The organism is Bdellovibrio sp. SBM16 (assembly GCF_056175625.1).
Genome location: NZ_JBJKJG010000004.1, coordinates 50,241 through 76,670, shown reverse-complemented (window position 1 = coordinate 76,670; position 26,430 = coordinate 50,241). Strand labels below are relative to the sequence as shown.

Below are 26,430 nucleotides of genomic sequence, written 5' to 3'. Positions count from 1 at the left end.
TATGTTAGATATGGGAAGTACTCCTTTTGAAATTACAATCAACTTAGTGAAAACTGTTTTGGTTTTCTTAATGATGGTTCAGCTTGTTCCGATTTTGGTTTGGGTTGAGCGTCGCGGTTCGGCTTTCATTCAAAATCGTTTCGGCCCGAACCGTATCGGACCTTTGGGTTTATTACAGCTTTTGGCCGATGCGGTAAAATTCTTAACGAAAGAAGATTTCGTACCGGATAAAGGTAACAAATATTTATTTTACGCCGCACCGATCTTTGCGTTAATCCCGGCATCAATTGCTTACATGGCTATTCCGATGTCGACTCCGCTGATTATCGGTGATTCAAAATTTTTAATTCAGGGTTTTGAAATCAACGTTGGTATCGTTTTTATCCTGGGCGTTTCGTCTTTAGCCGCGTACACCATCTTGATGGCAGGCTGGGGCTCTGGTTCTAAGTTTGCCCTAATGGGCGCGATGCGTGCGGCAGCTCAGATCGTTTCTTACGAATTAGCATTAGGTCTTTCAATCGTTGGCGTGATCATGACTTATGGCACATTCAACTTATCGGAAATGATCGCAGCTCAGCAGGGTTTATTAACATTTAATGGCTTTGGCCACACAGCGACTTTGCCGCTTCCGAACTGGGGCATTTTTTATCAGCCGCTTGGCGCACTGATTTTCTTTGCGGCAGCGTTTGCTGAGTCAAACCGTTTACCGTTCGACTTAGCAGAAGGCGAAGCAGAGCTTGTAGCCGGCTTTCACACTGAATACGGCGGCTTTAAAATGTTAATGTTTTTCATCGGCGAATACGGTCACATGATGATCGCGTCTGGCTTGTTTGCGACGTTCTTCCTGGGCGGGTACAACATTCCATTCACAACCGTAGAAGGCATTCATGCGTGGTTAACTGGCCTGACAGGCTCGGCTGCTACGGCGAATATCTTAAATACGGTGGTTCACTTTTTATCTTACAACGTGAAGTTTTTAATCTTACTTTGGATCTTTATCCATGTTCGTTGGACCTTACCACGTTTTAGATACGACCAATTAATGGAGCTGGGCTGGAAAACCATGCTTCCTTGGGCGTTAGCAAACACAATCTTAACTTCAATCGTCATTTTCGCAGCGGCGCAATTTGCGTTCTAGGGAGTAGTAATGACAGATGCAATTTTATTCTGGTTTTTAGCAGCAGTTACGATCTTAGCGGGTCTTTCTGTTGTTCTTATGTCTAACCCGATCTATTCAGCGCTTTCGTTAGCGATGACGATGGTCGGCGTAGCAGCGCTATTTGTAACACTTGGCGCGTATTTCTTAGCGGGTGTTCAGTTGATCGTTTACGCCGGCGCCGTGATGGTCTTATTCGTCATGGTTCTGATGTTATTCGACTTAAAACACGAAATTCAGGCGTTTACCCGCGGTAAAATCACAGGCGCGATAAAAATCGCTTCAGTCGGTATTTTGGCGGGCTTAATTGTTGGCGCGATCACTTTAGGAACTAAAGTTATCGAAGTTTCTAAAACAGCAGAGGCAACGGCAAAAACTTACGGCGACAACACGATGGCGCTTGCACAAAACCTATTCTTACAAAACGTTTTTGGCTTTGAAGCTTTGGGCGTAGTTCTTTTAGTAATTGCAGTTGGAACTGTGGCGTTATCACGCAGCAGAGGGGGCACACATGCCAGAGACTAATATCTTCACAACTATCGGCCTTGAGCACTACTTAGTTCTTTCGGCTGTATTATTTTCGATGGGCATGGCCGGAGTACTTCTGCGCCGTAACTTAATCGTACTATTAATGTCGATTGAGTTAATGCTCAACGCAGTTAACATCAGTTTTGTGGCGTTCTCGAAATACAACAACAACATCGAAGGCCAGATCATGGTTTTCTTCGTTATGACAATTGCCGCAGCTGAGGCGGCGGTTGGTTTAGCGTTGGCGGTATCGATCTTTAAACGCTTTAAAGAAGTTAACATCAGATTCTTCGAGCACTTGAAAGGGTAATTAGAGATGAGTCACCAAGCATTGATTGCAATATTATTACTAAGCCCTTTTGTGGGGTTTCTTTTAAACGGTCTTCGATATCGTTCGCAAAACTACGTGTTGGCGGGTTCGATCGCAACCGGCGCAGTTTTTATCTCTTTCATCTGTTCAGTGATGTTGATGATGGACTTAATCGCAGCCCCGGTTGATCAAAGACGTTTTACAGCTAACTTTTTTGAATGGATTGCGGTTGGCGGTTTTAAAGTTAACGCCGGCTTTGTCGTTGATCAGATCTCGTCGATTATGATCCTGATCATCACGGGCGTAGGTTCGTTGATCCACTTATTCTCAATTGGTTACATGCACCACGATAAGGGTGTAACAAAGTACTTCGCCTATCTAAATCTTTTCGTGTTCAACATGTTAATCCTGGTGTTGGGAGACTCATTATTAACAATGTTCGTAGGCTGGGAGGGCGTAGGTCTTTGCTCTTACTTGCTCATCGGTTTCTGGTTTTCTGATGCGGCCAAAGCGGCAGCCGGCATGAAAGCGTTTATCACGAATCGTATCGGTGATGCGGCCTTCATTATCGGTATGTTTATTTTATTCTTCTCGTTCGGCACTTTAAACATGTTTGAACTAAACGCTTTGGCGCCAACAACTGTTGAAGCCAGCTGGTTAGGGGCTGCGACGCTTGGTACATTAATGTTATTTATCGGGGCGACGGGAAAGTCAGCTCAGGTTCCTCTATATGTATGGTTACCTGATGCGATGGCTGGTCCGACTCCGGTTTCTGCGTTAATCCATGCGGCAACGATGGTAACTGCCGGTGTCTATATGATCGTTCGTCTTAATCCGATGTTCGTAGCTGCGCCAAACACAATGATGGTTGTAGCTATTACCGGCGCGGTCACGGCAGTTATGGCAGCAACGATTGGTTTAACTCAGTTTGATATCAAAAAAGTATTGGCTTACTCAACGGTGTCACAACTTGGTTATATGTTCTTAGCCGTTGGTGTTGGCGCATTCGGCCCGGGCATGATGCACTTAATGACTCACGCTTTCTTTAAAGCGTTAATGTTCTTAGGCTCTGGCTCTGTAATCCATGCAATGCACGAAGAACAAGATATTCGCAAAATGGGTGGACTTAAAAAATATTTACCAATCACCCACTTTACTTTCTTAATGGGATGGCTTGCGATTATCGGCTTTCCGTTGTTTTCGGGTTTCTTTTCTAAAGATGAAATTCTGTGGCAATCATACGCATCACCGCGCGGAAGCATCGTTTTATGGATCGCGGGTGTTGTGGGTGCCGTATTAACAGCGTTCTACATGACTCGCCTAATGGCATTAACTTTCTGGGGCAAGTCGCGTGTACCTAAAGATGTTCACCCTCACGAGTCTCCGGCCATCATGACGATTCCATTAATCGTGTTGGCGATTTTGTCGGTGATCGGTGGTTTTATCGGAGTGCCGCATTTAATCGGCGAATACTTGGGCCACATCCCGAATTTCTGGGCTGAGTGGTTGGCTCCGGTTATCAAAACTCTTCCTGAAACTGCGGCTCCGCACACGGCTTCTGAAGAGTGGGGCTTAATGGCCATGTCGTTAACGTTAGTATTTATCTCTGCGTTTTCTGCTTACCGTATTTACACCAATGGTAAAAACACCAATGAACAAATCGCTAAAACGATGGGTCCGGTTTACAACGTTGTTAACAACAAATACTTCGTTGATGAAGCGTACTTCGCTGCGATTATCAATCCGTTGGTCAAGCAGTCACAAAATCTATGGATGTATATCGATGTAAACTTTATCGATAAAACAACACATCTGGTAAGCGATTTGACTAAAGGGGCCGGCTCGTTAGCCCGCTCGTTCCAAACTGGAAACATGCAACAATACGCAATGTACATCGGATTAGGTGTCGTTGTTGTTTTAACATTTGTGTTGATGAGGTAATAAATGTTGTTATCGGTTGTTTTATTTTTACCACTGGTTTTTGCGGCTATCCTGGCTTTATGGCCACAAAAAAGCACAATTCGCCACCTGGCTTTAGGTTTTTCGTTAATTGAATTTTTAGCGTCGTTTGCGATCTTAAGAAACTTCGATATGAATTCAGCAGCCCTACAAATGGCTGAACAGTATTCATGGGTTCCGCGCTTCGGGATTTCGTACTTTATCGGCATTGACGGTATCAGCTTAATGTTAATTATGCTGACGACGTTCTTAACCCCGATCATTATCCTGGGCTCTTGGACTTCGATTGCTGACAGAGTTAAAGGCTTTCACGTTGCCCTTTTTGTTTTACAAACAGCAATGATGGGATCTTTTTTGGCGATGGATGCGGTTTTATTCTACGTATTCTGGGAATTATCGCTGGTTCCGATGTATTTTATTGTTGGTATCTGGGGCGGTGCCCGCAGAATTTACGCCACAATCAAGTTTTTCATCTACACCATGGCGGGTTCGGTATTAATGTTATTAGCGATTATCTTTCTAATGCGCTTAACACCGGAAGTAACGGGCGGGTCAATTTCGGCAAGCTTACTTGATTTCTACAAATTACAAATCCCATTTGTGGTCGGTGAATTTTTCACGGCTCAAACCTTACTTTTCTTTGCGTTTGCTTTAGCATTTGCAATCAAAGTTCCGCTTTTCCCGCTTCATACCTGGTTACCGGATGCCCACGTTGAGGCGCCAACACCAGGCTCTGTCGTGTTAGCGGGCGTGATGTTAAAAATGGGTACTTTCTGTTACTTACGCTGGGTGATTCCATTGTTTCCAGAAGCGGCTGAGCACTATGCGTGGTTCTTCGTGGCTCTTGGTGTAATCGGTATCGTGTACGGTGCTTTAGTTGCGATGGTACAACCAGATGTTAAAAAACTTGTGGCGTATTCTTCAGTATCGCACATGGGTTATGTGGTTTTGGGTATTTTCGTGATGAACCAGTACGGTGTAAACGGAGCTTTATATCAAATGTTAAATCACGGTATCTCTACAGGTGCCCTGTTCTTGTTAATTGGTATGATCTACGAGCGCACGCATTCACGCATGATCGTAAAATACGGTGGTTTAGCAAGCGCTCTACCGATCTTTACTATTATGTTTGTGATCGTAACGATGTCTTCAATCGCAGTCCCACTGACCAACGGTTTTATCGGTGAGTTCTTAATCTTAATGGGAACTTTCCAGTACTCACCGATGGCCGCGGCGATTTCTGTATCGGGCGTAATTCTGGGTGCTGCTTACATGTTGTGGATGGTTAAGCGCGTATTCTTTGGCCCTAAAGGTGAAATCGTAACTCATGCTGAACAAGACAAAGAGCACGCTTTGCACGATTTAAATGTGCGTGAGTGGCTGGTCATGACCCCGCTGATTATCTTAATCTTCTGGATGGGAATTTTCCCGAATCACTTTATGGATTATTCGAAGAAGAGTGTTGAGCACTTAGTCGAAAACAAACACAACTACACTCTTGAGGTGAAATAGTTATGAATATCACAGTAGGTCTAACAGACGTTTTATTAGCTTCACCTTTGATCGTGTTGTTTTTATTCAGCTTGATCCCGCTAACGATTAAAACTCTACGCGGCAATACTGAACAAAATCCTGCCGCAACAATCGTTATCGCCTTAATTGGTTTGGGCTCAACCGCGGGACTATTGTTGTTGTTCGGTGGCTCTGATAAAACAGCGTTTAATAACCAGTTATTATTCGATGGTTTAACCCAGTGGTCAGCACTCTTGGCAATCCTGGCTTCGGCAGGGGCGCTGGTGATGATGTATGAAAATCCAGCGACACGCGGCAAACAGTTTTCTGAACTCATTTTCCTGGCGTTAAACTCAGTGCTGGGAATGATTATTTTGGTTGCGGCAGTTAACCTGTTAACCGTGTTCATCGGTTTAGAGTTAATGTCATTATCGCTTTATTTAATGATAGCGATGTCGCACGAACAAAAAATTTCTAAAGAAGCTGCAATGAAATACTTCGTTCTGGGCTCGTTTGCTTCGGCGATTTTCTTGTACGGGGTTTCTTTCGTGTTCGGCTCTTCTGGTTCAGTAAACATTACCGATTTCATGCAATCAGCGGCAACTTTAGTAAAGACCAACAAGCTCTTCTTGTTTGGTATCGTGTTTGTGGTTTTAGGCTTTTGTTTTAAAGTTTCGATTGCGCCGTTTCATGCATGGGCACCAGATGTTTATCAGGGTGCACCGACACCGGTCACATCATTTATGGCAACAGCGGTTAAGGCCGTATCTTTTGCTGCGTTCTTGCGTGTGATTGCAACGCAACCGTTAGTTGGATCGCAAAACTTGTTCGATGTTATGCAATGGTTAGCTGTTATTACGATGACTGTTGGTAACGTTGCAGCCCTAATGCAAAACAACTTCAAGCGCACGTTGGCGTATTCGTCGGTAGCGCACTCTGGTTATTTATTAGTGGGTTTGATCACAGCAGGTATCAGCCAGAATTCGGCCTATTCGGCATCGAGTGTATTATTTTATCTATTCGCGTATAGCATTATGACTTTAGGTGCATTTGCGATTGTTTCATTAGTCGAGCGTTCAGAAAATTCGGTTATTGGCACCGATGACTTAGCAGGTTTTGCGAAAAATCAACCGGCCCTGGCGATGTGCTTAACGATCTTTATGCTATCGTTAGCAGGTTTACCTCCGACTTTAGGTTTCTTCGGTAAGTTCTACATATTCAGCGCCGCTGTTAATGAAGGCTTAATTTGGCTGGCATTATGGGGTGTTATCAATTCTGTGATCAGCGTTTATTACTACTTACGCCCGATCGTTGTTATGTACATGAAAGAGGGCGACGCTGATGTGGCCGACCACTCATTACATGCAACAACAGTTACTGTATACGTTTGTGCCTTAATCATTATCGTGATCGGTTTATTCTCTGGTCCGTTATTTGATATGGTCGAAAAAAGCTTAGGTTAATCCTAAGCTTAAATTCATGAGTCTGTTTCAATCATTAAACCGTTCTGCAGCCGCAGGACGGTTTTTCTTTATAGATGACGTAAAGTGCTTAATCCGGATTTAAAGCCGATCCAGAGAATTTTCTCTAAGATCTCTGGATTTAGCGAGAAATGGTCAGCAAAAAACATTTCATAATTTTGCGGACGAGGCGCGATATAAACATAGTCGACATCGGGCTTAAAATTCATTTTTTCTTCGACCGCACCCAGAATTTTTTTGCTGAGTTCTGACGACAGCCCTTCATTCTTACAGATTTTCTGTAACTCGGTGTAAAGAACCTTTTTCTTGTTCTGAAATTGGATCGCGCGCGCCACTTTTTGTTCGAGCACCTGATACAGGGCCTGATTGACGATCGCCGGAATACCATACTTATGCAGTGAACCCATTTCTTCGGCGTAGTGGTAAGGCTGCATAGAATAAGAGGCGATAATTAAGTCGGCGCCATGGTCTGCGGCGACATGGGTGGATAATGTGTCGCGGATTTCGCCATCGTAAAGATAGATTTCTTTTTTATAGTCCGGAAGGGTAATCGGGTAGGGTGCAAAGACCGGCGGCAATGCCGTTGAAGCCGCCACTGCCTCAGAGACTTTTGAGGTTCCTAAATACAGGGTGTTTTCATCTTTGCGGTTTTCAAGGTAGTTACCGAAAACAACTTTGCGCGAGTGGTTTAATTGGGTGGCGATGATGTAAAGCTCAACCCCAAGGCGTGAAAATTCGTTTTCATCTAATACATATTTGCGCAAATAACGTTCAATGCCATTGGTGTTAAATAAACCGTTTAATTTAAAGCCCTCTTTGAGAAAGACTTCAATACCGCCGGTTAAGATCGATTTGCGAAACAGGGTTTCTGGTAAAAAACTTAATATCCGCGCACTGTTTACGTTAAACATATGGCGGTAGCCGATGGGCTTTAAGTTCTCTTCTTCGGGAACGGCATAAAACGGTGAATCACCGGCGCCGACCTGGAAGGCCGTAATCAGCGATTCAATCGATCGACCCGAGGCCAGCACCGAGCTGACGAAGGCACCGGCGCTTGAACCAACATAAGTTTGAATCTTAGGACCCTTGGTATTGCGGAGCTGGACTGATTCTTTGGTGCCACCCTCAAAGATAAAACCCTTTTCTTTAAGGGCTAAGCATACGCCGATATGAAAAGCCGCAGCCTTAATTCCGCCGCCACTTAACACCAGGGCAATCTTTTTCTTTTCGTGGATATTCACCGCCATAAGACTAGTTAAGCACGATCAAGGTCGAGTGTAAACCCGCTGAAAGTCGTGACTATTCACGGTTTTTGCTTAAAAAATGACGCATATCTTTGGATATCCACGTCAAAGGTCTGGAATGAAAAAAGTCTAGAATCCTTGTTTGACAAGCCTTTCGGCTGTGCTAGGCTTGAGTAGTCACCAGGAGGCCTAAAGAATGTGGTTACCTTTAGCTGAATACTCAATGAAACATAAAGTGAGTATTTCCACGTTACGACGTCGGATCAAAGCTGAGGACATTCAATACCGCCTGGACGACGGAAAATATTTTATTTTCGATACGGACCCGACAGCTACAACAACAACAACAACTGTCGAAAATAGAATGAGCACCGCAGGCCTTGCTGAAGGCAAAGCCCATAATACTGCTGAGGCCCATCGCCCCTCCCTAAAGAGTGATTCTTCGGCAGTTATCGAGGCTTCCCAAAAGGCAGAAGGTGAATCCGTGATCACCGCCGCCAACCGTTTATTAACGGATCTGAAAAAGGCCTACACGCAGGTTTTACAAGAAAAAGAAGAACAGATTGTCTCATTAAAAGAAGAAATCTCTGATTTACGTACACTGGTTCGCGTTCTTGAATCCGAAAATCACCGTTTAAATCAAAAAAACAACCCGCAATATTCAGGCTATTCTCACGAACAGAACCTGGATTATTAGAGCGCAGACCCTGTTTGAAAAAAGTAAACCAGTATCTTACAAATACAAAAGGGACTATCTTTTAGAATAGTCCCTTTAGAAACATCGTTTAATTTTTTAAACTTAGGCCGCTGCAGCTTTGGTTGATCCTTTTTTCGGATCTTTTTTAGCGCCGGGCTTATTTTTCGTAAAGCGATCAGACTTCTCAAAAGCTACCGCAAACACTTCATCTAAGTTTTCGGCTAAGATGAAATTCATCTTATCTTTGAAAACCTGCGGGATATCTTCTAAATCTTTACCGTTAGCCATCGGGATGATCACGTTAGTGATTCCTAAGTTAAGTGCCGCTAAGCACTTTTCACGGATACCACCGACAGGTAACACGCGACCTTGTAGTGTTACTTCGCCAGTCATCGCGATATCATTTCTAACCGGTGTACCAGTTAATAATGAAACTAACGCCGTTGTTAACGTGATACCTGCTGAAGGACCATCTTTAGGGATAGCGCCTGCCGGTAAGTGAACGTGAACATCAAATTTTTCAAACATCTCTTGTTCGATACCTAACTCGTCCATATGAGCGCGAGCATAAGACATCGCGGCATGAGCCGATTCTTTCATCACATCGCCTAATTGACCGGTAAGCATCATAGAGCCTTTACCTTTCATTTTTAGCGCTTCGATAAGTAAAACTTCACCGCCAGCCTGAGTCCAAGCTAAACCTTGAACTACGCCAACTTGTGGCTCAAGCATTTTGTCATCACGTAAGAATCTAGGCGGTCCTAATAGCTCAGGAACCGTTTGAGCTGTTACTTCTACGAAATTTTTCTCGTTCATAACAACTTGCTTTGCAACTTTACGGCAAACAGAGCCAACTTCTCTCTCTAAGTTACGTAAGCCTGCTTCGCGTGTGTATCCTGCGATTAAGAACTTAATACCTTCATCAGTAAATTTAATATTATCTGATGTGATACCGTTGGCTTCCATCTGTCTGTTAATCAAATGTTTTTTAGTAATAAATAATTTATCATTCTCTGTGTAACCAGGAATGTAGATCATTTCCATACGGTCACGTAAAGCCGGTGGAATGTTTTCAACCACGTTTGCTGTCGCGATGAATAGAACTTTCGACAAGTCGAAATCTACATTTAAATAGTTATCACGGAAAGTTGTGTTTTGCTCAGGATCTAACACCTCTAACATTGCAGAAGCTGGATCACCTCTGAAATCTGAAGCCATTTTATCGATCTCATCTAACACGATAACCGGATTTTTAGTTTTACATTGACGTAAAGCCTGCACGATTTTACCTGGCATAGCTCCAACGTATGTTCTTCTGTGACCGCGGATCTCAGCTTCGTCTTTAACGCCGCCAAGTGCGATACGGAAGTATTCACGACCCATTGCTTTTGCAATTGAGCGGCCTAAAGATGTTTTACCTACGCCCGGAGGACCAGAAAAACAAAGAATAGGACCCTTCATTGTCGTTTTTAATTTTCTTACAGCTAAAAATTCCATTACACGGTCTTTAGCTTTTTGTAATTCATAGTGATCATCATCTAAAACTGCTTTTGCATGGTTTAGATCATGGATGTCTTCAGTTTGTTTGTTCCACGGAAGATCAACCATCCAGTCTAGGTAAGTACGAACCATCGTTGCTTCAGAAGCATCCGGGTGCATACGCTCTAAACGGTTTAATTGTTTTAAGGCCTCGGCCTGAACTGTTTCCGGCATGCCGGCATTCATTAATTTATTTCTTAATTCTTCCATCTCTTCAGTTTTTGAATCCTGAGCTGCATTTTCGCCTAACTCATTTTTGATAGCTTTCATTTGATCGCGTAGGAAATTTTCGCGTTGATTTTTATGTTGGTCATCGCGAGAGTTGCCACGCAACTTAGCCTGAGCTTGTAGAACTTCTAATTCAGAAGCTAAAATTTGGCACACCAGCGACAGACGCTCTTTAGCGTCAACTGTTTCTAAAACTTTCTGCGCTTCTTGGACTTTTACACCTAAGTTAGATGCGATTAAATCAGCGATGCGGCCTGGATCAGTTACATCGTCTAACACCAATAAGATATCAGGAGACAACGCTTTACCAAGGGCGATGATTTTTTCAATCGACTCTTTAGCAGTGCGGATTAAAGCTTCGATTTCAGCAGGAGTTGAAGTTGTATTTTTATCTTCGATCTTTTCGATCGCTACTTCGTAGCTACCAGTTGTTTTTGTAAATGAAGTAATCTGAGCTTTTGCTTCACCTTGAATCAGGATTTTTACGCGGCCATCAGAAAGTTTTCTCATGCGCATGATTTTGGCAACAGTACCAACCTTGTAGATTGTATCTGGTGTCGGGTTCTCTTCAGCGATATCTTTTTGTGAAGCCAAAAAGATAAGGCGGTTCTTAGCTAAAGCATCTTCTACTGATCTGATTGACGATTCACGACCTACAAAAAGCGGGATGATCATGTAAGGGAATACAACGATATCTCTTACTGGCAACATCGGTAGAGTTTGAGGTACTTCAACTGGTTGATTATCAAAAGTCATTTTGGCTCCTGTTTCGTAATAACCTAATCGGAGCAAAATGAATCAGCTTGAATGAATTTAAGTCTGGATTTCAAAAAATTGTAAAAAACAAGACTGACATCCATGTCAGCAGGTCTCATTCCATGAGAAAACTTTCTGTTTTCTTAGTGACTAATGGCTGGAATTAAACGACCGCTTATTGGAAAAGTCCAGAGTTGTGCGACTGTTCTTCGTGCTCTTCCATGCAATTGATGCAAAAAGGAGTCAAAGGTCTAGCCTGAAGGCGCTTGATAGCGATTTTATCACCGCATGATTCGCATTCGCCGTAGGTTCCGTTCGCAAACTTAGAAAGAGTTTTTTCTATAAGTACGAGCGATTTTCTCTCGCGTTCGTGAAGTTGAATTGAAATATTATTTTGTAGTTCTTGCGCCGTTTGGTCGCCTTCATCAGATAGTTTAGCAACATCTAGCTGTGACAATTTAAACTCGTTATCACGATTTAAGATTTCACTTTTTTGCAATAATAATGAATCTCTGATGATAGTCAGTTCTGGCGACATAATTAACGCTTCCGAATTCTCTGTATTTTTCACCAAATCCCCCTCACTGACCTGCGCCAGTTGATATGTTGAAACATAGTTTCGAAGTGTTGCGATAATTAACTTAAGAGGGATTTCTGTCTATCAAAAACGAGAAGGATAATTCATTTTTATTGCTGCGCTCGACCAAACTTGAGCGCAGAATCTGAAACGAAATCTGTAATTTGTAGAATCAAAAAGCAAGATAGCCTTTGCCTGCTTTTTTTGTTTGCGACTCGCGGATTTCTGCCCCTTCAATGCTCAGACGTGTCCAAGGAATGGCCAGTAAACGCTCAGTCTCGATGAGCTCATCAGTTTCCTCGCAGATGCCGTAGTTTCCGCTCTCAATGCGGCCTAAGGCCATTTCAATTTCTAATAATTGGGCTTTCATGCGGGTCTGTGCGATCAAAAAATTATGTTCTTCCTGGTGGGCTGCAGATAGATCACTTTCGTCACCTCGTGACTTATCTACTGAGTTAAAATCTGCGGCCATGCTCTTCATTTGGTTCAGGATGTTACTTTTAAAGGTTAAAAGTTTGGTTCTACACACCTGAATTGTTTGTTCTGATAAAAAATCCTTTTTCATCTAAACTCCTCCCACCATGCACTCTATGCATTTCTAAGGACTAGACCATTTGCTAGTTCTTGCAGATGGGACGCGTTTATTTGCAAAAGCGGTTAATGAAATGATGAAAAACGCCACAAAAGCCGCACCCAGGCCCCGAAATAGGACTAAAGTCGGCTTTGTTTTGCAAAATTTTTAAGATTTATTCGGTTTTTTGGATTACGCCTTCGCTTAAGCTAAAGATGTGCAGCGGGCGTTCAATTTCATGGTTGTTATTCATGCGTATTTCGCCGTAGGCGCCCTGTTTACGGCCCAAGATCCCTAACTGGTAGGCCAAAGAACTGCGGCCGATAGAGCTGCGGCCAATGGTGTCTTTAAGGATCTTCGCCGCTTCGAAAATCTGGGCTTCTACGATGGTTGGCTCTTCTTCGTATTTAGCAACGTACTTGTTGTGAAAATCAGACTTCTTTTGCTCTTCTAAACTGTAACTTGCATCGACGAAAAATACGCTGCTCGTGCTATTGCCCACGCGGCGGAACAGATCCGGAGTGTTCCATAAATTCGTTCCAAGATACGTCATTTGGGTGACGTCATTATTTTTCATAAACGCCATGACTTGACCCAAAGCGCGGCCGCTGTCGGGAACAAACAGCACATCAAAATCCACAACCGGCGGCAGAATATTTTCCTGCGCTTCGTGTTCACGGCTGTTTTTCTTTTTGTTGGGCTCTAGTTCTTTTTGTTTTTTCTTCTTTTCGGCGATTTCTTTTTGGCGAGCTTTGTACTCTTCCAGTCGGGCTTCGATGTGGTAAGTGCCCAGTAGTTTTTTAACGTAGATATCTAAATCAGTGTCTTTAGGGTCATAGGCCTGGGCTGCAACAACTTCACCGCCGCCGGCCAAAACCAGATCCCAGTACTTGTTGGCAAACTCAATGCCGTAGGCATCGTTCGGGTAAAGAATAGCAAAGCGTTTAGCATTTAAGGTTTTAAATGCGTGTTGCAGTAAGCGTGCAACCTGCATTTCAGGGGTTACCGAGTTTCTGAAGGTGTACTCAGTTGCATCGGTTAAACCAGACTTTTGCGAAAACGAAAAAAACGGCACCTGAAAAAATTCAGCCTTAGCCGAAATGTTCTGTGCTTCTTTCGAACTCAAGCCACCAAGCAGTGCTACCACGCTGTCATCACGTAATAGTTTTTCTACGCCAAGGGCGGCCGTGTCGGGATTACTTTGGCTGTCGTAAACAGCTAACTGAAAAGTTGGATTTTTATCTTCAAGACCAAGACCTAATCGAATGGCATTTAAAGCGCGTTGGCCAAGACTTGCATTTTTACCGGTGATCGGAAGAATGACCCCGATTTTTTGGGCATCGGAATCAAAGCTTACCGTTGAACGCGGTTTTTCGGTTTTTTCCTCTGAAAAACTAAAATTTTTAACTTCCGGAACAACCACTTCCGGTTGTGATGGGGCAACAATGGCTGTTGGCTGCGGGGTAGCAGCTGCTGCGGCCGGAAGCGGGTTGTAAATCGACGACGGGGCAACAGTGTTATTGCTGGTCTTGTCGGATGTTACCACATGTTCATTTCTTTTCGGGGGAATAACTTTGTGACGGGTTTCGATTGAAGGCGTGCTGCTGCAGCCATGAAACACGAACAAAGCGGTAAGAGTTAAGATCAAATTCTTCATTATTTACGAGACCTCAATAATGTTTCTAGCTTTTCTTTGTAAGATTTTACCAAAGGAGTTTCGTCAGCGTAACGGTTTAGCTCTTCGAGAAGCTCTTTCTGGCGTGTGTTGGTTTTTTGCGGAGTATCGACCAAGAGGCGAACTAACATGTCACCATTGCCGATACCGCCGATGCGCGGAAAGCCTTTGCCTTTTAAACGTAAGACCTGGCCAGAATAAATTCCGGCAGGAATTTTGATCTGCGCTTTACCGGTTAAGGTCGGAATATCGATTTCCGTGCCTAAGATGGCTTCGGTGTACTTTACCGGAAGATCCAGCATTACATCGGCCTCTTCACGCTTAAATAACAAATGTTCCTGTAGGTTGATGATGACATACAAGTCGCCGGCCGCTCCAGAAGACGGCTTATCTCCCTCTTCTGAAAGCTTCAGACGCTGACCGTCTTTAACTCCGGCCGGAACGGTCACAGACAGCTTGGCGGCCTCTTCGCGTGAACCAACCTGGCGAACAAAACTGATCACCTTTTCGGTTCCAGTAGCGGCTTCTTCAAAAGTAATATTTAGCGTGTAACGTAAGTCAGAACCTTTGCCACCACCGCGCGAACGCTGCTGTGACGTCGATGAGGTGCGCGATCTGCCGCCGCCAAACGCCTCGCCAAAAATATCACCGAATAAATCGTTGATATCGGCCTGGCCAAAGCCGCCGGCACCGCCAAACGGATTACCGCCGCGGCCAAACGGACCGCCACCCTGGCCACCGGCACCACCGAACGGATTGCCGTTAACACCGGCGTGTCCGAACATGTCGTAATTTTTTTTCTTCTCAGCATCGCTTAAGACTTCGTAGGCTTCAGAAATCTCTTTGAATTTTTCTTCAGCCTTTTTGTTGCCTTGATTTTTATCGGGATGATATTGCATGGCCAGCTTGCGGTAGGCTTTTTTAATCTCATCAGGCGAAGCTGATTTAGTGACACCTAATGTTTGATAAAAATCTTTTTTATTCATAGTTATTGTTTAGGGGCTGTGGCAACGACAACCTGACCCATGCGGATCACTTTATCATGAAGTTTGTAAGGTTTTTTAAAGACTTTGGTAATGTGGCCTTCAGGCACAGCCGTCGTCGGCTCGGCACTGATGGCTTCGTGAAATGAAGGATTGAAGGCCTGATTTTCACTGGGCACTTCCTGAATGCCGTGTTTGTTTAAAGTCTCTTTAAGTTCTTTGGCTGTCATCTCAACGCCGCTTTTATAAGTTTGCAGCGTTTCTGCAGAGACCTTTGTTTGTAAAGCGCGTTCAAAATTATCCATCACTTCCAGAATGTCGCGACCGATGCGCTCAATGCCGAACTTTAAAAGATCAGATCGTTCTTTGATGGCATGCTTTTTATAGTTTTCAAATTCTGCACGCAAATACAGATATTCGTTTTTCCATTTCATCATCTCTTCTTGAGCTGATTCTAAATCAGATTTAGGTGCTACGGTCGCAGCGCCTTCAACCGTGGCCTCGCCATTAGGTGTTTCAGGTTTTGTGTTTTTTTCCTCAGCCATAGGGTCCTCGCTATTTACAAAATATTAACCCATAAAGTGTGAGTTTTATCTATGAAATGTCAACCTGCAGGAACGTGAATTTTTCGAAAATTTGATTGCTGATCAACACGCCTTTGTGGGTCAGTTTTAGGTGATTATTTTCTAGGGCAATTAAACCATGCTGGAGCATTGGATGCGCAATTTCTAGAACTTTATTCCGCGCCTGTGCGTCGAATTTGCTCTCTAAGCAAGCCAGCGAAAGCCCTTCTGCAACGCGCAGTGAGGTATGACAAAAGTCGGTAAGCGCCTGATGTTTTGCCAGCAGTTCAATCTGGTTTTCCGGCAGTTGCGCCAGCTGATTGCGGATCTGTTTTTCGTAAACATCGATGTTGTTCGGATTCCAGAAGCGGTGGCCCCAGGCAGATGTTTTTGAATACGAATGGGCGCTTAAACCCAATCCCCAGTAAGCTTGATCGTCCCAATAGAGGCGGTTGTGCCGCGATTCTTTACCGGGCAAGCTGTAATTCGAGATTTCGTAGCGATTGAAGTTTTTTGCAGTCAAGTGTTGATGAATAATATCAAACATCTCAACCTGTTCATCTTCGAGCGGGCGGTTCTTCGAAAGCGGATGCGCTTCCGGAACGGTTAAACAATATGGGGAAATATGGGATGAGCCGATTTCCACAGCCATTTCCACATCCTGCTTGAGTTCAGCTACCGTCTGCGTTGGTAACGCGAAAAGTAAATCGAATGAAAAATTAAGCTGGTAGCGTCGTAACAGGTCTAAAGTCTGCAGTGTTTGCTTGGCGTTATGCTCGCGCTTAACCATTTTTAATAAACGGTCATGAAATGTTTGTGCACCAACGCTAAAACGGTTAACTCCGGCCGACAAATAATGTTCTAGTTTGCGTTCATCAATTGTTGCAGGGTTTATTTCAATGGTGATTTCTGCATCAGGACCAGTTGTTAACCCATGCTTGTTGAGTTCGGAAATCAGGCCTACAATTAAATCAGAAGAAATAAGGCTGGGCGTGCCCCCGCCGAAGTACACCGTATTTAGTTTTTTTTCGGCGTCTTGCGATAAACCGAAGTAGTGTTTGCGCAAAGGGATTTCTTCTTTGACCAGGGCCACGTATCTTTCGGGAACCAAGATTTCTGATTGCACGTAGGTTGCAAAGTCGCAGTACGAGCAGCGCTGAATGCAGTAGGGAATATGTATGTAGACCCCAAACTGTTGAGGTGCCGACGGTTCAGCCATAAAGGAAAGTTATAGATGAAACAGATTAAATTTCAACTTAAAAACAAGCTTAAAGTCATTCTTATTCCGAGTCATAAATCTCCGGTTGTCAGCGTGCAGATGTGGGTTAAAACCGGCAGCGCCGACGAAAAAAAAGGTGAAGAAGGCATCAGTCACTTTATCGAACACTTGGTTTTTAAGGGCACACATAAATTCAAAGTCGGAGAAATCGCGTCTTTCGTTGAGGCCTCGGGCGGTGAATTAAACGCCTACACCTCATTTGATCAAACAGTATTTTATGTCACAATTTCAAAAACCTTTCAGGATGTAGCCCTGGATGTCGTTTCGCAGATGATGGGTCACCCGACATTTGATCCCGATGAAACCCACAGCGAACGTGAAGTGGTGTGTGAAGAAATTAAGATGGGGCAAGATTCGCCAGGGCGCCAGTCTTCGCAGCTGTTGTTTAGCTCAGTATTTAAAAAGCATCCCTATGGTATTCCGGTGATCGGTTATGAGAAAAACGTACGTTCTTGGCCGGTTAAAAAAATAAAAAACTTTTATCAGTCAAGATATGTGCCGTCAAACATGTGCCTGATAGTGTCTGGTGATTTTGATGAAAAAGAAATGCGCGCCAATGTCGATAAGTATTTTTCATCCTTTAAACCGTACAAACTGAAAAAGATTAAGCGCAATGCCGAACCCAAAGCAAAAAGCGTCACTTATAAAGTTAAACATAAAGACCTTAAAGAAAGTAATTATAATCTGGCTTTTCCGGCGCCCGCGATTAAACACAAAGATGTTCCAGCTTTGGATGTTATGGCAATGGTGCTTGGCCAGGGCGAAACCAGCCGCCTGTTTTCAAAGTTGCGTCTGCAATCGAGCCTGGTGAGTAGTGTCTCGAGCTACAGTTATACCCCGCAGGACCCGGGCCTTATCGCCTTGAGCTTTAAAGTTTTAGAACAAGATCCCAAAGTGGCGTTCGAAGGGGTTTACCAGGAAGTTGAAAAAATCAGAAACGAAGAAGTGGCCTGGGAAGAAATTCGTAAAGCTATTATCAATATATCTTCAGAGCAATTCTATTCGATTGAGACAGTTGATGGCATCGCGAGCAAAATCGGCTCATCACAGTTTTACATGAACGACAGCCTAGCCCACGAAAAGTATTTAAAGGCGATCCAAAAGATTACGCCAAAAGATGTTTTGCGGGTGGCAAAAAAATATTTAGATCCAAAGATTGCGTGTTATTCGGCGCTTGGCCCGCTGCCTGAAAAAGATTTTATAGGTATTTTAAAACAATCACATAAATGCTGGCTTGACCTGATCGCCTCGCAAAAAAATCAGAAGCGGCCAAAAGTAAAAAATAAAGCCGCAAAGATTCCAAGGATCGTTTTTAAAGACATCAAAAAAATGGATAAGTCGGCGATCGAAGTGCACACCACCAATAACGGCACACGCGTGATTTTTGAAAAATCGCAGGAGATTCCGACTGTATCAGCCCGCGTGCTGTTGGGCGGAGGCGCACGTATTGAATCGCCGGACAAAATGGGCCTGTCAGAACTGCTTGGCCGCACCTGGCTTGGCGGCACCAAGTCGCGCAGCGAAGGCGAAATTCTGCAGATGATCGAAGAGTCTGCCGCGGGTCTGGCACCATTCAGCGGCAAAAATACGGTCGGCTTTTCGCTCGATTACATGAAACCGTTTGAATCCAAAATCGTTGGTTTAATGGAAGAATTATTCTTGGAGCCGGAATTTGTTCCTGGCATTATCGAGCGCGAACGTCAGGCAATGCAGCGCCAGATTCATGCTAAAGATGATCAGCCGTCATATTTGTGCGGCAAGCAGTTTGTAAAAAACATGTTTCCCAATCATCCGGTTTCTTATGAGCAGCTCGGCACCATGGAATCCATTGCTAATATTACCGTGCCGGACCTGAATAATTATCTAAACATGGTAAAGTCATCTCACAACATGCTTGCCGTTGTCGTCGGAGATTTCGATAAAAAATTCTGGATGGACAGTATCGAGCGCCTGGAAAAATATTTCGCCCGGACGCCGCGTTTATTGAATAAAGTCGATTACAAGACAATTGAAAAAAATCAGACTTATTTTACCGAAAAAAACAAAGAACAATCGCATGTGATTGTTGGCTGGCAGGGTATTGATATTACCGACCACGACCGGTATGTGCTGCATGTGATTCAGGCCATAATGGCCGGTCAGGGTGGGCGTCTGTTCGTTGAACTGCGTGATAAAAATTCGTTGGCGTATTCTGTATCACCGATCCGTATGGAAAGTCTGGAGTGCGGTTACTTCGGCGGCTATATCGCCTGCTCTCCGGATAAAGTGAATAAAGCCATTCAGATGTTTCATCAGGAATTTGAAAAGATACGCAGCACCAGTGTGCCTCAGGCTGAACTTGAACGCGCGCAACGATATTTAATCGGGCAGAATGATATCGGTTTACAGAGAAAATCAGCGCTATGCAATACCATCGCATTTGATGATTTCTACGGAAATGATTTTAACGAGTCATTGCATATTGATAAAGTCTACAACAGCATTACTTCAGAAGATGTTAAACGTGTAGCGGACAGGCTTTTTAGTAAGCCTCACATAACCAGTATCGTCGGAAAAAAGACGGCCTAGCTTGATTTTTTTAGCTGGGTATTAGGATCAAAAAATTGCGGTGATATTTTTTTTGCCGAGTAATTCATCCGTTGAATTACATCCGGAACGTAGCCGGTAACATCAAGTTTTCCGGCTTTGTTGCGGGTAAAAACAGGCGAACGGGTAATGATATCGACTTCCATACCGGTCAGCTCAATAATTTCTGAAATCTGGCGTTTACCGTCAGGCAATCGTTTTAATTGCACCACAATGTCGACCGCTTCAGAGATTTGGTTGCGCACCATCTTTAGCGGCATGTCCGGATTGGCCACATTAATTAAAGTTTCTAAACGGGCCAGGCAATCATTGGCCGAATTTGCGTGAATTGAAGTCATCGAACCCTCATGTCCGGTGTTCATCGCCTGGAGCATATCAAAGGCTTCAACGCCGCGGCACTCACCAACTACAATACGATCAGGGCGCATGCGCAGGGCATTGAATACACAGTCGCGGGCGGTCACATGACCTTTTTCGCCCTTGATGGTTTTGAGGTAGACCCAGTTAACGTGGTTAGGACGCAGTTCTTGCGTATCTTCAATAGAAACAACTCTTTGTTCTTCGGGGATCAGGCCCGCCAGAGTGTTTAAAAAAGATGTTTTACCCGTGCCAGTTCCGCCCGAAACCACAATGTTTAACCGCGCTTCTACAGCCAGTTTTAAAAAACGTGCGGTCTTGTCTGATAAAAAATCTGAAGCGATCATCTGATCGAGAGAGAAATTCTTTTCTAAAAATTTTCGGATGGTAAGAGTCGGACCCTTTGGGCTTAAAGGTGGAAGCGTGATGTTGTAACGATGCCCTTCGGGTAGAATGCCATCAAAAGAATAAGTTTTGTTATAGTCTTGCTTGTCGTTTAATAGAATTGCAAAAATTAAATCCTGGAATTCGCGGGCATCAACAAACCGTGCGGCGGTTCTGACCAGGCAACCCTGATGTTCTACGAAAATATGGTCCCACGAATTGACCATGACTTCACTCATGTCATCTGAAAGCAATAATGATTTTAACGGGCCATAATTCAGCATGAATTCTTATCGGATTATTTTGAAACAGGATTTAGCATAAATTAACCGGACTTTGGCCGGGAATTGAAGCTGGGCGCCATTTTCACGTTAAGGCCGACTGGATGAAGGCCGATAAGTATATTAAGATGAGACGGTATAGCCTATGAGTGGATTTTTATTTATTTCTCCGGAACAGCATTTTTCCGAAGCTTTAAAAGAAGCGTTGGAGCAAAGAAAAGTAAAATCGTTTCCTCACCTGGAAACCTATCTTGTGCATTTGCTTAAACACTATCTCGACTCACGCAATTTGTTTGCACCTCACAGTACCCACGGTGATCAGACTGAAAATCCGCCGGAAACTCTGGCTGAAATGTACCTGATCGCGATGAATTCTGAAAACGTGCGCCGTAAAGAAATTATGAAGACACTGGCTGACCGTTCATTATACTTAGCTGGATTTTTTGGCGACTCGCTTCAAAAAAAGCTGGTTGATATCGACTACTATTCAGAAATGGGGTCGGCGGCCTATTTTAACCTTGCGGCCTGGACTAAAGAAGATCACTTAAGCGAGGTTTATAAAACCTTTTCTCAGCGTTTTCTCGAGTTCGTAGAGGTTCTGAGCTATATGAGTGAAAAGTCGTCGGTGCAGGCTGACCAGAACGTTTTAAGGCTATATGACATGTACATTAAAACCGGATCAGAAGTGGCGCGCGAAAAACTGAATCAAATGGGTATTGTGACCCTGCCAAAAGAACAATTGAAAGTTAATAAAGCCTAAGATAAAACTTAATACATGAGTTTTAGTCATTTGGTTATTCTTGCAATAATTCTGATTATCGTAATTCCGCCAGAGAAGCTGCCGGAAGTTATGCGTAATATCGGCCGCATGTTCAATGATTTACGCCGCAGCACTTCGGGTGTTTTTGATGAACTGAAAAAAGAAGCTGAATTCAGGCCTTCGGATATGCTAAAACCGCAACCACCGCATCAACCAGCTCAGCCGCCACAACAGGCGCAGCAGCAAGCGCCGACGCAATCTGCACCGGTGAACAACTTAGATGAAACTGGTACAGAAAAATCCGATGAATCCAAATCTTAATAATGAAGAAGAAAAAAACATGTCTTTGATTGAGCACATCGGCGAACTGCGTTTTCGTCTGGTGCGGGCTGCTTGGTCGATTTTTTTAGGAATGTGTCTATGCTGGGGTTTCAGCGATATTCTTTTTGATGTTATCCGTATGCCGATTCAGCCTTATTTACCGAGCGGCGGATTGGTTTATACCGGGCCGATTGATAAATTCATGGCGCACATTAAAATCGCCTTCGTGGCGGGCTTGATTGTTTCAGCACCGCTTTGGCTATATCAGCTGTGGAAATTTATTTCGCCGGCTCTTTACCGAAACGAAAAAAAGATGGCGACCGGATTTATCTTTTTCGGCACGTTCCAGTTTGTATTGGGTGTGCTGTTTAGCTACTTTGTTGTATTACCGATGGCGTTTAAATTTTTAATGACTTTCGGCGGTGATATCGACAAACCGATGATTACGATTGACCATTATTTGGGTTTTTTCACGCAAACAGCAGTGGTGTTCGGCCTAACTTTTGAAATGCCGGTTGTGATTGTGTTTTTGGGCATGATGGGCCTGGTGTCACAGAGATTTTTAAAAGAAAAAAAGAAATACGCCGTAGTAACGATCACTGCGGTGTCGGCCGTCGTTGCTCCACCGGATGCCTTAAGTATGATTTTGCTTATGGTACCGCTTTGGGTGATGTACGAAATTTCTATTGTAATCGTTGGCTTCTTTGAAAGAAGAAAATCGTCATTAGCTGAAAGTTTTGAAAATTAAGTTTAGTCGTGCCTGCTGCCACGAGAGGGAATTGATATGGTATATTCTGGTTTTTGGAGAAGATTTGTAGCGTCGTTTTTAGATGGTTTAATTATGCTCATTCCGGCTTGGTTGTTGGGGATATTACTTCCGTATGTCGGTGGTATTCTTCTGGGTTTAATTTATAAACCGGTATTCGAAGCTTCGGCATTAAAAGGAACTCCGGGTAAAGCAATGATGGGCATGATCGTGGTCTCAGAAACCGGACAGCGTTTAACGCTTAAACAAGCTTACATCAGATACTTCTGCAGTATTCTTTCGGGTATAGTTTTATGTATCGGTTACTTAATGAATCTGTTTACGGCAAAACGCCAGACCCTGCATGACATGATTGCTGAATGTGTAGTGATTAACCAAGAACCACCGGATTTAAACTACTTCCAGGCGTGGAAAGCCGAAATGAAAGAGCTATATAACAGACTGGCCGGCGACACTCCGGCTGTTTCAAACGCGGCCAGCTCGGCGACCTCATCGCTTGCAGCCAATTCGGCGGATGTTTCAAAAGCGATCGAAGATCTACATAAATTGTATCAGTCGGGTGCGATTTCCCAGGCTGAATACGATGCCAAAAAGCAGGAACTACTTAATAAGATCTAATGTTTTGTAAACTGTAAAATCGTAGAAATCATTTTTTCTAAATTAACGGGCTTTGATAAATAAAAATCAAAGCCCGCTTTTTTTATCTGGCTCAGTTCTTTATCCTGACTATGCGCCGTGAGTGCAATGACCGGTATCGATTTGCTTTTGCTGTCCGGTGAGTGGCGCAGCTGATCGAGTAAGTCATAGCCTGTTTGTTCCGGCATTTCGATATCAGTAAACAGAATATTCGGCATAGAAAATTTGATGTTAGAAAGTGCTGACTTAACACTTTCGGCAACCGTCACTTCTGCACCTAGGCTTTCGAGTAAGTGTTTAATCAAAAACAAGGTGTCGGGCGAATCGTCGACGACCAGAATTTTTTCGCCCTTGAGTACCGGCTTTGAGAGATCAATGAGTTGGCTTTGTTTATCCGCCAAATTGGCATTCACTCCGGGGCTTTGCAAAGCTTCGGTGCTCTTAGGAAGTGTAAAATATAATGTTGTACCGGATCCGACTTTGCTTTCAGCCCAGATTTTTCCGCCGTGAGCCACCACGATTCCTTTGGCGATTGCCAATCCAAGACCGCTACCTTTTTGTTTTGCTTCTTCGGCCTGCCAAAAGCGATCAAAGATTTTGCTAAGGTTTTCTGGCGGGATTCCGGGGCCGGTGTCGCTCACCGAAACTACCACATGCGCCGGCCGGGCCTGCGCGCTGACGCGGATTGTGCCGTGTTCAGGTGTAAATTTAAGAGCGTTGCTTATTAGATTTGATAATACTTGGATAATACGGGGACGGTCGATATTTACGTTTGGTAAATCGATAGCTACTTCACACAGCAAGGATTGTTTTTTGGCATCCGCCTGAATCTGAAGTGGTTCGATAGTTTCGCGTACCGCATCCATCAGTCTTTCGTTTTTCTGATTTACCGCAAAAGTTCCGCTTTCGATTTTGGCAAAATCCAGCAGATCATCGATCAATACCTGCATCTGACGGGCAGAATTTTCTATTTTGTTGGCCAGGCGCGAACAGATGGCTTTATCTGGATTTTCCAATAGCTGCAGCGTTTGTCCGATAAGTTTGATCGTCGTCAGCGGATTTTTTAAGTCATGCGAAACCACGGCCAAGATATCTTCACGAATAGCGATGGCATTCTGTGCTTTATGGTATAGGTTCGAATTTACTATTGAAAGCGCCGCGCGCGCTGCAAGTTCTTCAGCTAAGCGCAAGTCACTATCACGATACTGCTGCTGAAAAGTTGAAGACAGCATGACCAAGGTGCCGATAAATTTATTATGCGCCACCATCGGAACTGACAAAAGTGATGTTAAATGAAAGCTTTTTAAGGTTTGCAGTTGCTCTTCATTTGCCGAGAGCAACGCCAGATGTTCATCAGTAATGTTTTCAATCAGCAGTGGCTGGTGGGTTTTTAGAATTACCTGCGCAAAGGCACTCGGAGATGATTTAATAAGTGCAGTCATGCGCTCACATTCAGAACACAACGCTCCATCTACTCTTGTGCGGCTAACCACTTTTAGCAGATGTGATTCTTGCTCTGCATTGGCGATGTCTAAGATGCAGAAAGTGGCTAGGTTTTTCACTACAAGTTCAGCTAAACGCTGCAGAGTGCTTTCTAAGATCAACCCTTCTGAAAGTGCGGCGCTAACATCGGCTAAGAACTGTTGATTGTTATCGCGGCGTACCCGCTCGGTAACATCACGCAACGTGACGGTCATGACCAGGTTTCCGCCGACATCAATTTTTGAAATGGCCGCCTCTGCCGGAAACTCTTCGCCGTTTTTACGTAAACCGTAAATAATGACTCCGCGCTCGCCCATGCGTCGGCTTGTGTTAGGCCCAGTGGAAAAATGGCCGACATGCTGCTGATGTCTGGTTCGAAACCGCTCAGGGATCAGCAGGTTCAAATGTTTGCCCTGGATTTCATTTTTTTTGTAGCCGAAAATGGTTTCTGCGCCCTCATTAAACAAGATGATATTCTGGTCTTTGTCGATTGAGATAATCGCGTCTGCCGAGATCGAGATAATCCCTGAAGATTTGGCTTCGGAAAGACGCAGTTCATCTTCAAGCGCCTTACGGTAAGTCATGTCGCGGGTAATAGTGCCGGTGCCAAGTATTTTTTTTGTTTCCTGATCGCGAATCTGGAAATACGAATGCCATACTGGAATAGGTTGATTACTTATCCAGTGACGAAATTGTGTTTCGCCCTGCCAGCGGCCATTTTCAGTCACTGAGCGCAAGACCACATCGTGTGCAAATGCGACATCTTCCGGGGCATAATAATCGGCCGTATTGGTCGATTCGATCGGAAAATCCAGCGGCATTCCGATCATCTTTTTGCCGGCCGGATTTAAGTATATAATGTGTTGTTGGGCATCGGTGATGCCGACAAAATCCAAAGAATTCTCGACGAATGCCGCCAACATCTGTTTTTCTTCTAAGGCTTTTTCGGCACGCAGCTCTTCGGCTTCGGACTGCTTTGCAGATTGCCAGGTTACGCGAATGATAACCGAAATAAAAATGATAACAAATAAAGCGTTATGTACACGCTCACGATATAAGCCAAAGAACATACCGGTATGAGTAAGAGCACCGATGATCAGTGGGCCAAAAATAATCGTTAAAAATAATTTTCTCGCAATTGTGCTGCTGGCTGAGCTATCGCGAAAGAGCATTTTAGTGAAACCGACAGCGGGCTCAGCACATATCAGCGCCACGGACGCTAAAATAAAGCTGACTGCAGTGGGCACGGCCATGCCGATATTAGAGTTGTTATTGAGAAAGCCGTAAAAAACATCGACACCGAAGATATGGCCGGCAAATGCGATTTCTGAATTAATTCCAGCTACGATGATTAGCACCTGAGCCTGACGTATAAAGCGCCCAAAAAAATTATAGATGAGCAGGCTTAAACCCAAGAGCAAAAAATTAAGTGCAGATTGTGGAGAAGTGGGACTTCCCGGAAAGGGCAATAAGTTACCGGTTAAGGTAAAACTACCCAGAACTACACAGAAAAGTGCGGTTAAAAAAATGATCAAACGATAATGTCTGTTTAATGTTGTTAAAAAAATGCCAAGAGACAGACAAAGCAGGCCAGCCGCCGGTCTCGGTCGCATAGTCGGCAAATCCGCAATTGCCCCGGTCAAAACCGGAATAGCAAAGTAATGGCCGAGCAAAGACAACAGCGGAAATAAAAGAACGATAAAAGTTAGCCAGCGCGACAGATTTTTACTCAGCTCTGTTAAATTGTTGTTATGCAGTTGCACATTCACATTCCCTCTGTAAAACCGCTATAACAGCAT

The 26,430-nt window shown here is 44.0% G+C and carries 22 protein-coding genes; 12 read left to right on the top strand and 10 right to left on the bottom strand.

Annotated elements, in window-relative coordinates:
• Positions 1-10 precede the first annotated feature (10 nt).
• From AC04MM_RS04990 to AC04MM_RS04965, 6 genes are read left to right on the top strand one after another with little or no spacing between them, the layout of a single operon-like run.
• Positions 11-1,138 carry a complex I subunit 1/NuoH family protein gene (locus AC04MM_RS04990; protein ID WP_475379226.1) on the top strand — a complete coding sequence of 376 codons (1,128 nt, stop codon included), beginning with the start codon at positions 11-13 and terminating at the stop codon, positions 1,136-1,138.
• A 9-nt stretch (positions 1,139-1,147) separates the two neighbouring features.
• A complete protein-coding gene (locus tag AC04MM_RS04985; RefSeq protein ID WP_475379225.1) occupies positions 1,148-1,681 on the top strand; it encodes an NADH-quinone oxidoreductase subunit J in 534 nt (177 codons plus the stop codon).
• The gene (gene nuoK / locus AC04MM_RS04980; RefSeq protein WP_475379224.1) at positions 1,668-1,994 is read left to right on the top strand and encodes an NADH-quinone oxidoreductase subunit NuoK; all 327 of its coding nucleotides are present in this window, start codon (positions 1,668-1,670) and stop codon (positions 1,992-1,994) included. The genes AC04MM_RS04985 and nuoK overlap by 14 nt, the downstream gene beginning before the upstream one ends.
• A 6-nt stretch (positions 1,995-2,000) precedes the next feature.
• Positions 2,001-3,935 (top strand): NADH-quinone oxidoreductase subunit L, encoded by a 1,935-nt coding sequence (gene nuoL / locus AC04MM_RS04975; protein WP_475379223.1) that lies wholly within the window; start codon positions 2,001-2,003, stop codon positions 3,933-3,935.
• A gap of 3 nt (positions 3,936-3,938) precedes the next feature.
• Positions 3,939-5,465, top strand: coding sequence for a complex I subunit 4 family protein (locus tag AC04MM_RS04970; protein ID WP_475379222.1), 1,527 nt, complete (start codon positions 3,939-3,941; stop codon positions 5,463-5,465).
• 2 nt (positions 5,466-5,467) lie between these two features.
• Entirely contained in the window at positions 5,468-6,928 is a 1,461-nt protein-coding gene (locus tag AC04MM_RS04965) for an NADH-quinone oxidoreductase subunit N (RefSeq protein WP_475379221.1), read from the top strand.
• A gap of 68 nt (positions 6,929-6,996) precedes the next feature.
• On the opposite strand, the gene AC04MM_RS04960 is transcribed toward AC04MM_RS04965, so the two are convergent.
• Entirely contained in the window at positions 6,997-8,193 is a 1,197-nt protein-coding gene (locus AC04MM_RS04960; RefSeq protein ID WP_475379220.1) for a patatin-like phospholipase family protein, read from the bottom strand.
• Positions 8,194-8,386: 193 nt separating this feature from the next.
• On the opposite strand from AC04MM_RS04960, the gene AC04MM_RS04955 reads away from it, so the two are divergent.
• Entirely contained in the window at positions 8,387-8,887 is a 501-nt protein-coding gene (locus AC04MM_RS04955) for a hypothetical protein (protein ID WP_475379219.1), read from the top strand.
• Positions 8,888-8,989: 102 nt separating this feature from the next.
• On the opposite strand, the gene lon is transcribed toward AC04MM_RS04955, so the two are convergent.
• From lon to hemW, 7 genes are all read right to left on the bottom strand, one after another.
• Complete coding sequence (gene lon, locus AC04MM_RS04950) at positions 8,990-11,410, bottom strand: endopeptidase La (protein ID WP_475379218.1); 2,421 nt, start codon at positions 11,408-11,410, stop codon at positions 8,990-8,992.
• 175 nt (positions 11,411-11,585) lie between these two features.
• Positions 11,586-11,981, bottom strand: a complete 396-nt coding sequence (locus tag AC04MM_RS04945) for a TraR/DksA family transcriptional regulator (RefSeq protein WP_475379217.1) — start codon at positions 11,979-11,981, stop codon at positions 11,586-11,588.
• A 178-nt stretch (positions 11,982-12,159) separates the two neighbouring features.
• The gene (locus AC04MM_RS04940; RefSeq protein ID WP_475379216.1) at positions 12,160-12,552 is read right to left on the bottom strand and encodes a TraR/DksA family transcriptional regulator; all 393 of its coding nucleotides are present in this window, start codon (positions 12,550-12,552) and stop codon (positions 12,160-12,162) included.
• 181 nt (positions 12,553-12,733) lie between these two features.
• The gene (locus AC04MM_RS04935) at positions 12,734-14,215 is read right to left on the bottom strand and encodes a penicillin-binding protein activator (protein WP_475379215.1); all 1,482 of its coding nucleotides are present in this window, start codon (positions 14,213-14,215) and stop codon (positions 12,734-12,736) included.
• Positions 14,215-15,219, bottom strand: coding sequence for a DnaJ C-terminal domain-containing protein (locus AC04MM_RS04930; RefSeq protein WP_475379214.1), 1,005 nt, complete (start codon positions 15,217-15,219; stop codon positions 14,215-14,217). The genes AC04MM_RS04935 and AC04MM_RS04930 overlap by 1 nt, the downstream gene beginning before the upstream one ends.
• Positions 15,220-15,221: 2 nt before the next feature.
• Positions 15,222-15,761 (bottom strand): nucleotide exchange factor GrpE, encoded by a 540-nt coding sequence (locus tag AC04MM_RS04925; RefSeq protein ID WP_475379213.1) that lies wholly within the window; start codon positions 15,759-15,761, stop codon positions 15,222-15,224.
• A 49-nt stretch (positions 15,762-15,810) separates the two neighbouring features.
• Complete coding sequence (gene hemW / locus AC04MM_RS04920; protein ID WP_475379212.1) at positions 15,811-16,998, bottom strand: radical SAM family heme chaperone HemW; 1,188 nt, start codon at positions 16,996-16,998, stop codon at positions 15,811-15,813.
• A gap of 15 nt (positions 16,999-17,013) precedes the next feature.
• On the opposite strand from hemW, the gene AC04MM_RS04915 reads away from it, so the two are divergent.
• Entirely contained in the window at positions 17,014-19,626 is a 2,613-nt protein-coding gene (locus AC04MM_RS04915) for a M16 family metallopeptidase (RefSeq protein ID WP_475379211.1), read from the top strand.
• Here the strand turns inward: AC04MM_RS04915 and AC04MM_RS04910 are convergent.
• Positions 19,623-20,669 carry a CpaF family protein gene (locus AC04MM_RS04910; protein WP_475379210.1) on the bottom strand — a complete coding sequence of 349 codons (1,047 nt, stop codon included), beginning with the start codon at positions 20,667-20,669 and terminating at the stop codon, positions 19,623-19,625. The two genes, AC04MM_RS04915 and AC04MM_RS04910, sit on opposite strands and share 4 nt — an antisense overlap.
• A 142-nt stretch (positions 20,670-20,811) precedes the next feature.
• Here AC04MM_RS04910 and AC04MM_RS04905 point away from each other — a divergent pair, with 142 nt between their 5' ends.
• The 4 genes from AC04MM_RS04905 to AC04MM_RS04890 are packed head-to-tail and all read left to right on the top strand — an operon-like array spanning position 20,812 to position 23,131.
• Positions 20,812-21,426 (top strand): hypothetical protein, encoded by a 615-nt coding sequence (locus AC04MM_RS04905; protein ID WP_475379209.1) that lies wholly within the window; start codon positions 20,812-20,814, stop codon positions 21,424-21,426.
• Positions 21,427-21,441: 15 nt separating this feature from the next.
• The gene (locus tag AC04MM_RS04900; RefSeq protein ID WP_475379208.1) at positions 21,442-21,747 is read left to right on the top strand and encodes a Sec-independent protein translocase subunit TatA/TatB; all 306 of its coding nucleotides are present in this window, start codon (positions 21,442-21,444) and stop codon (positions 21,745-21,747) included.
• Positions 21,707-22,495: a twin-arginine translocase subunit TatC gene (gene tatC / locus AC04MM_RS04895; protein ID WP_475379207.1), complete on the top strand. Its 789-nt coding sequence runs from the start codon at positions 21,707-21,709 to the stop codon at positions 22,493-22,495. The genes AC04MM_RS04900 and tatC overlap by 41 nt, the downstream gene beginning before the upstream one ends.
• Positions 22,496-22,531: 36 nt before the next feature.
• Positions 22,532-23,131 carry an RDD family protein gene (locus tag AC04MM_RS04890; protein ID WP_475379206.1) on the top strand — a complete coding sequence of 200 codons (600 nt, stop codon included), beginning with the start codon at positions 22,532-22,534 and terminating at the stop codon, positions 23,129-23,131.
• On the opposite strand, the gene AC04MM_RS04885 is transcribed toward AC04MM_RS04890, so the two are convergent.
• Positions 23,128-26,394: an ATP-binding protein gene (locus AC04MM_RS04885; protein ID WP_475379205.1), complete on the bottom strand. Its 3,267-nt coding sequence runs from the start codon at positions 26,392-26,394 to the stop codon at positions 23,128-23,130. The genes AC04MM_RS04890 and AC04MM_RS04885 overlap by 4 nt on opposite strands.
• Between the last annotated feature and the right edge of the window lie 36 nt (positions 26,395-26,430).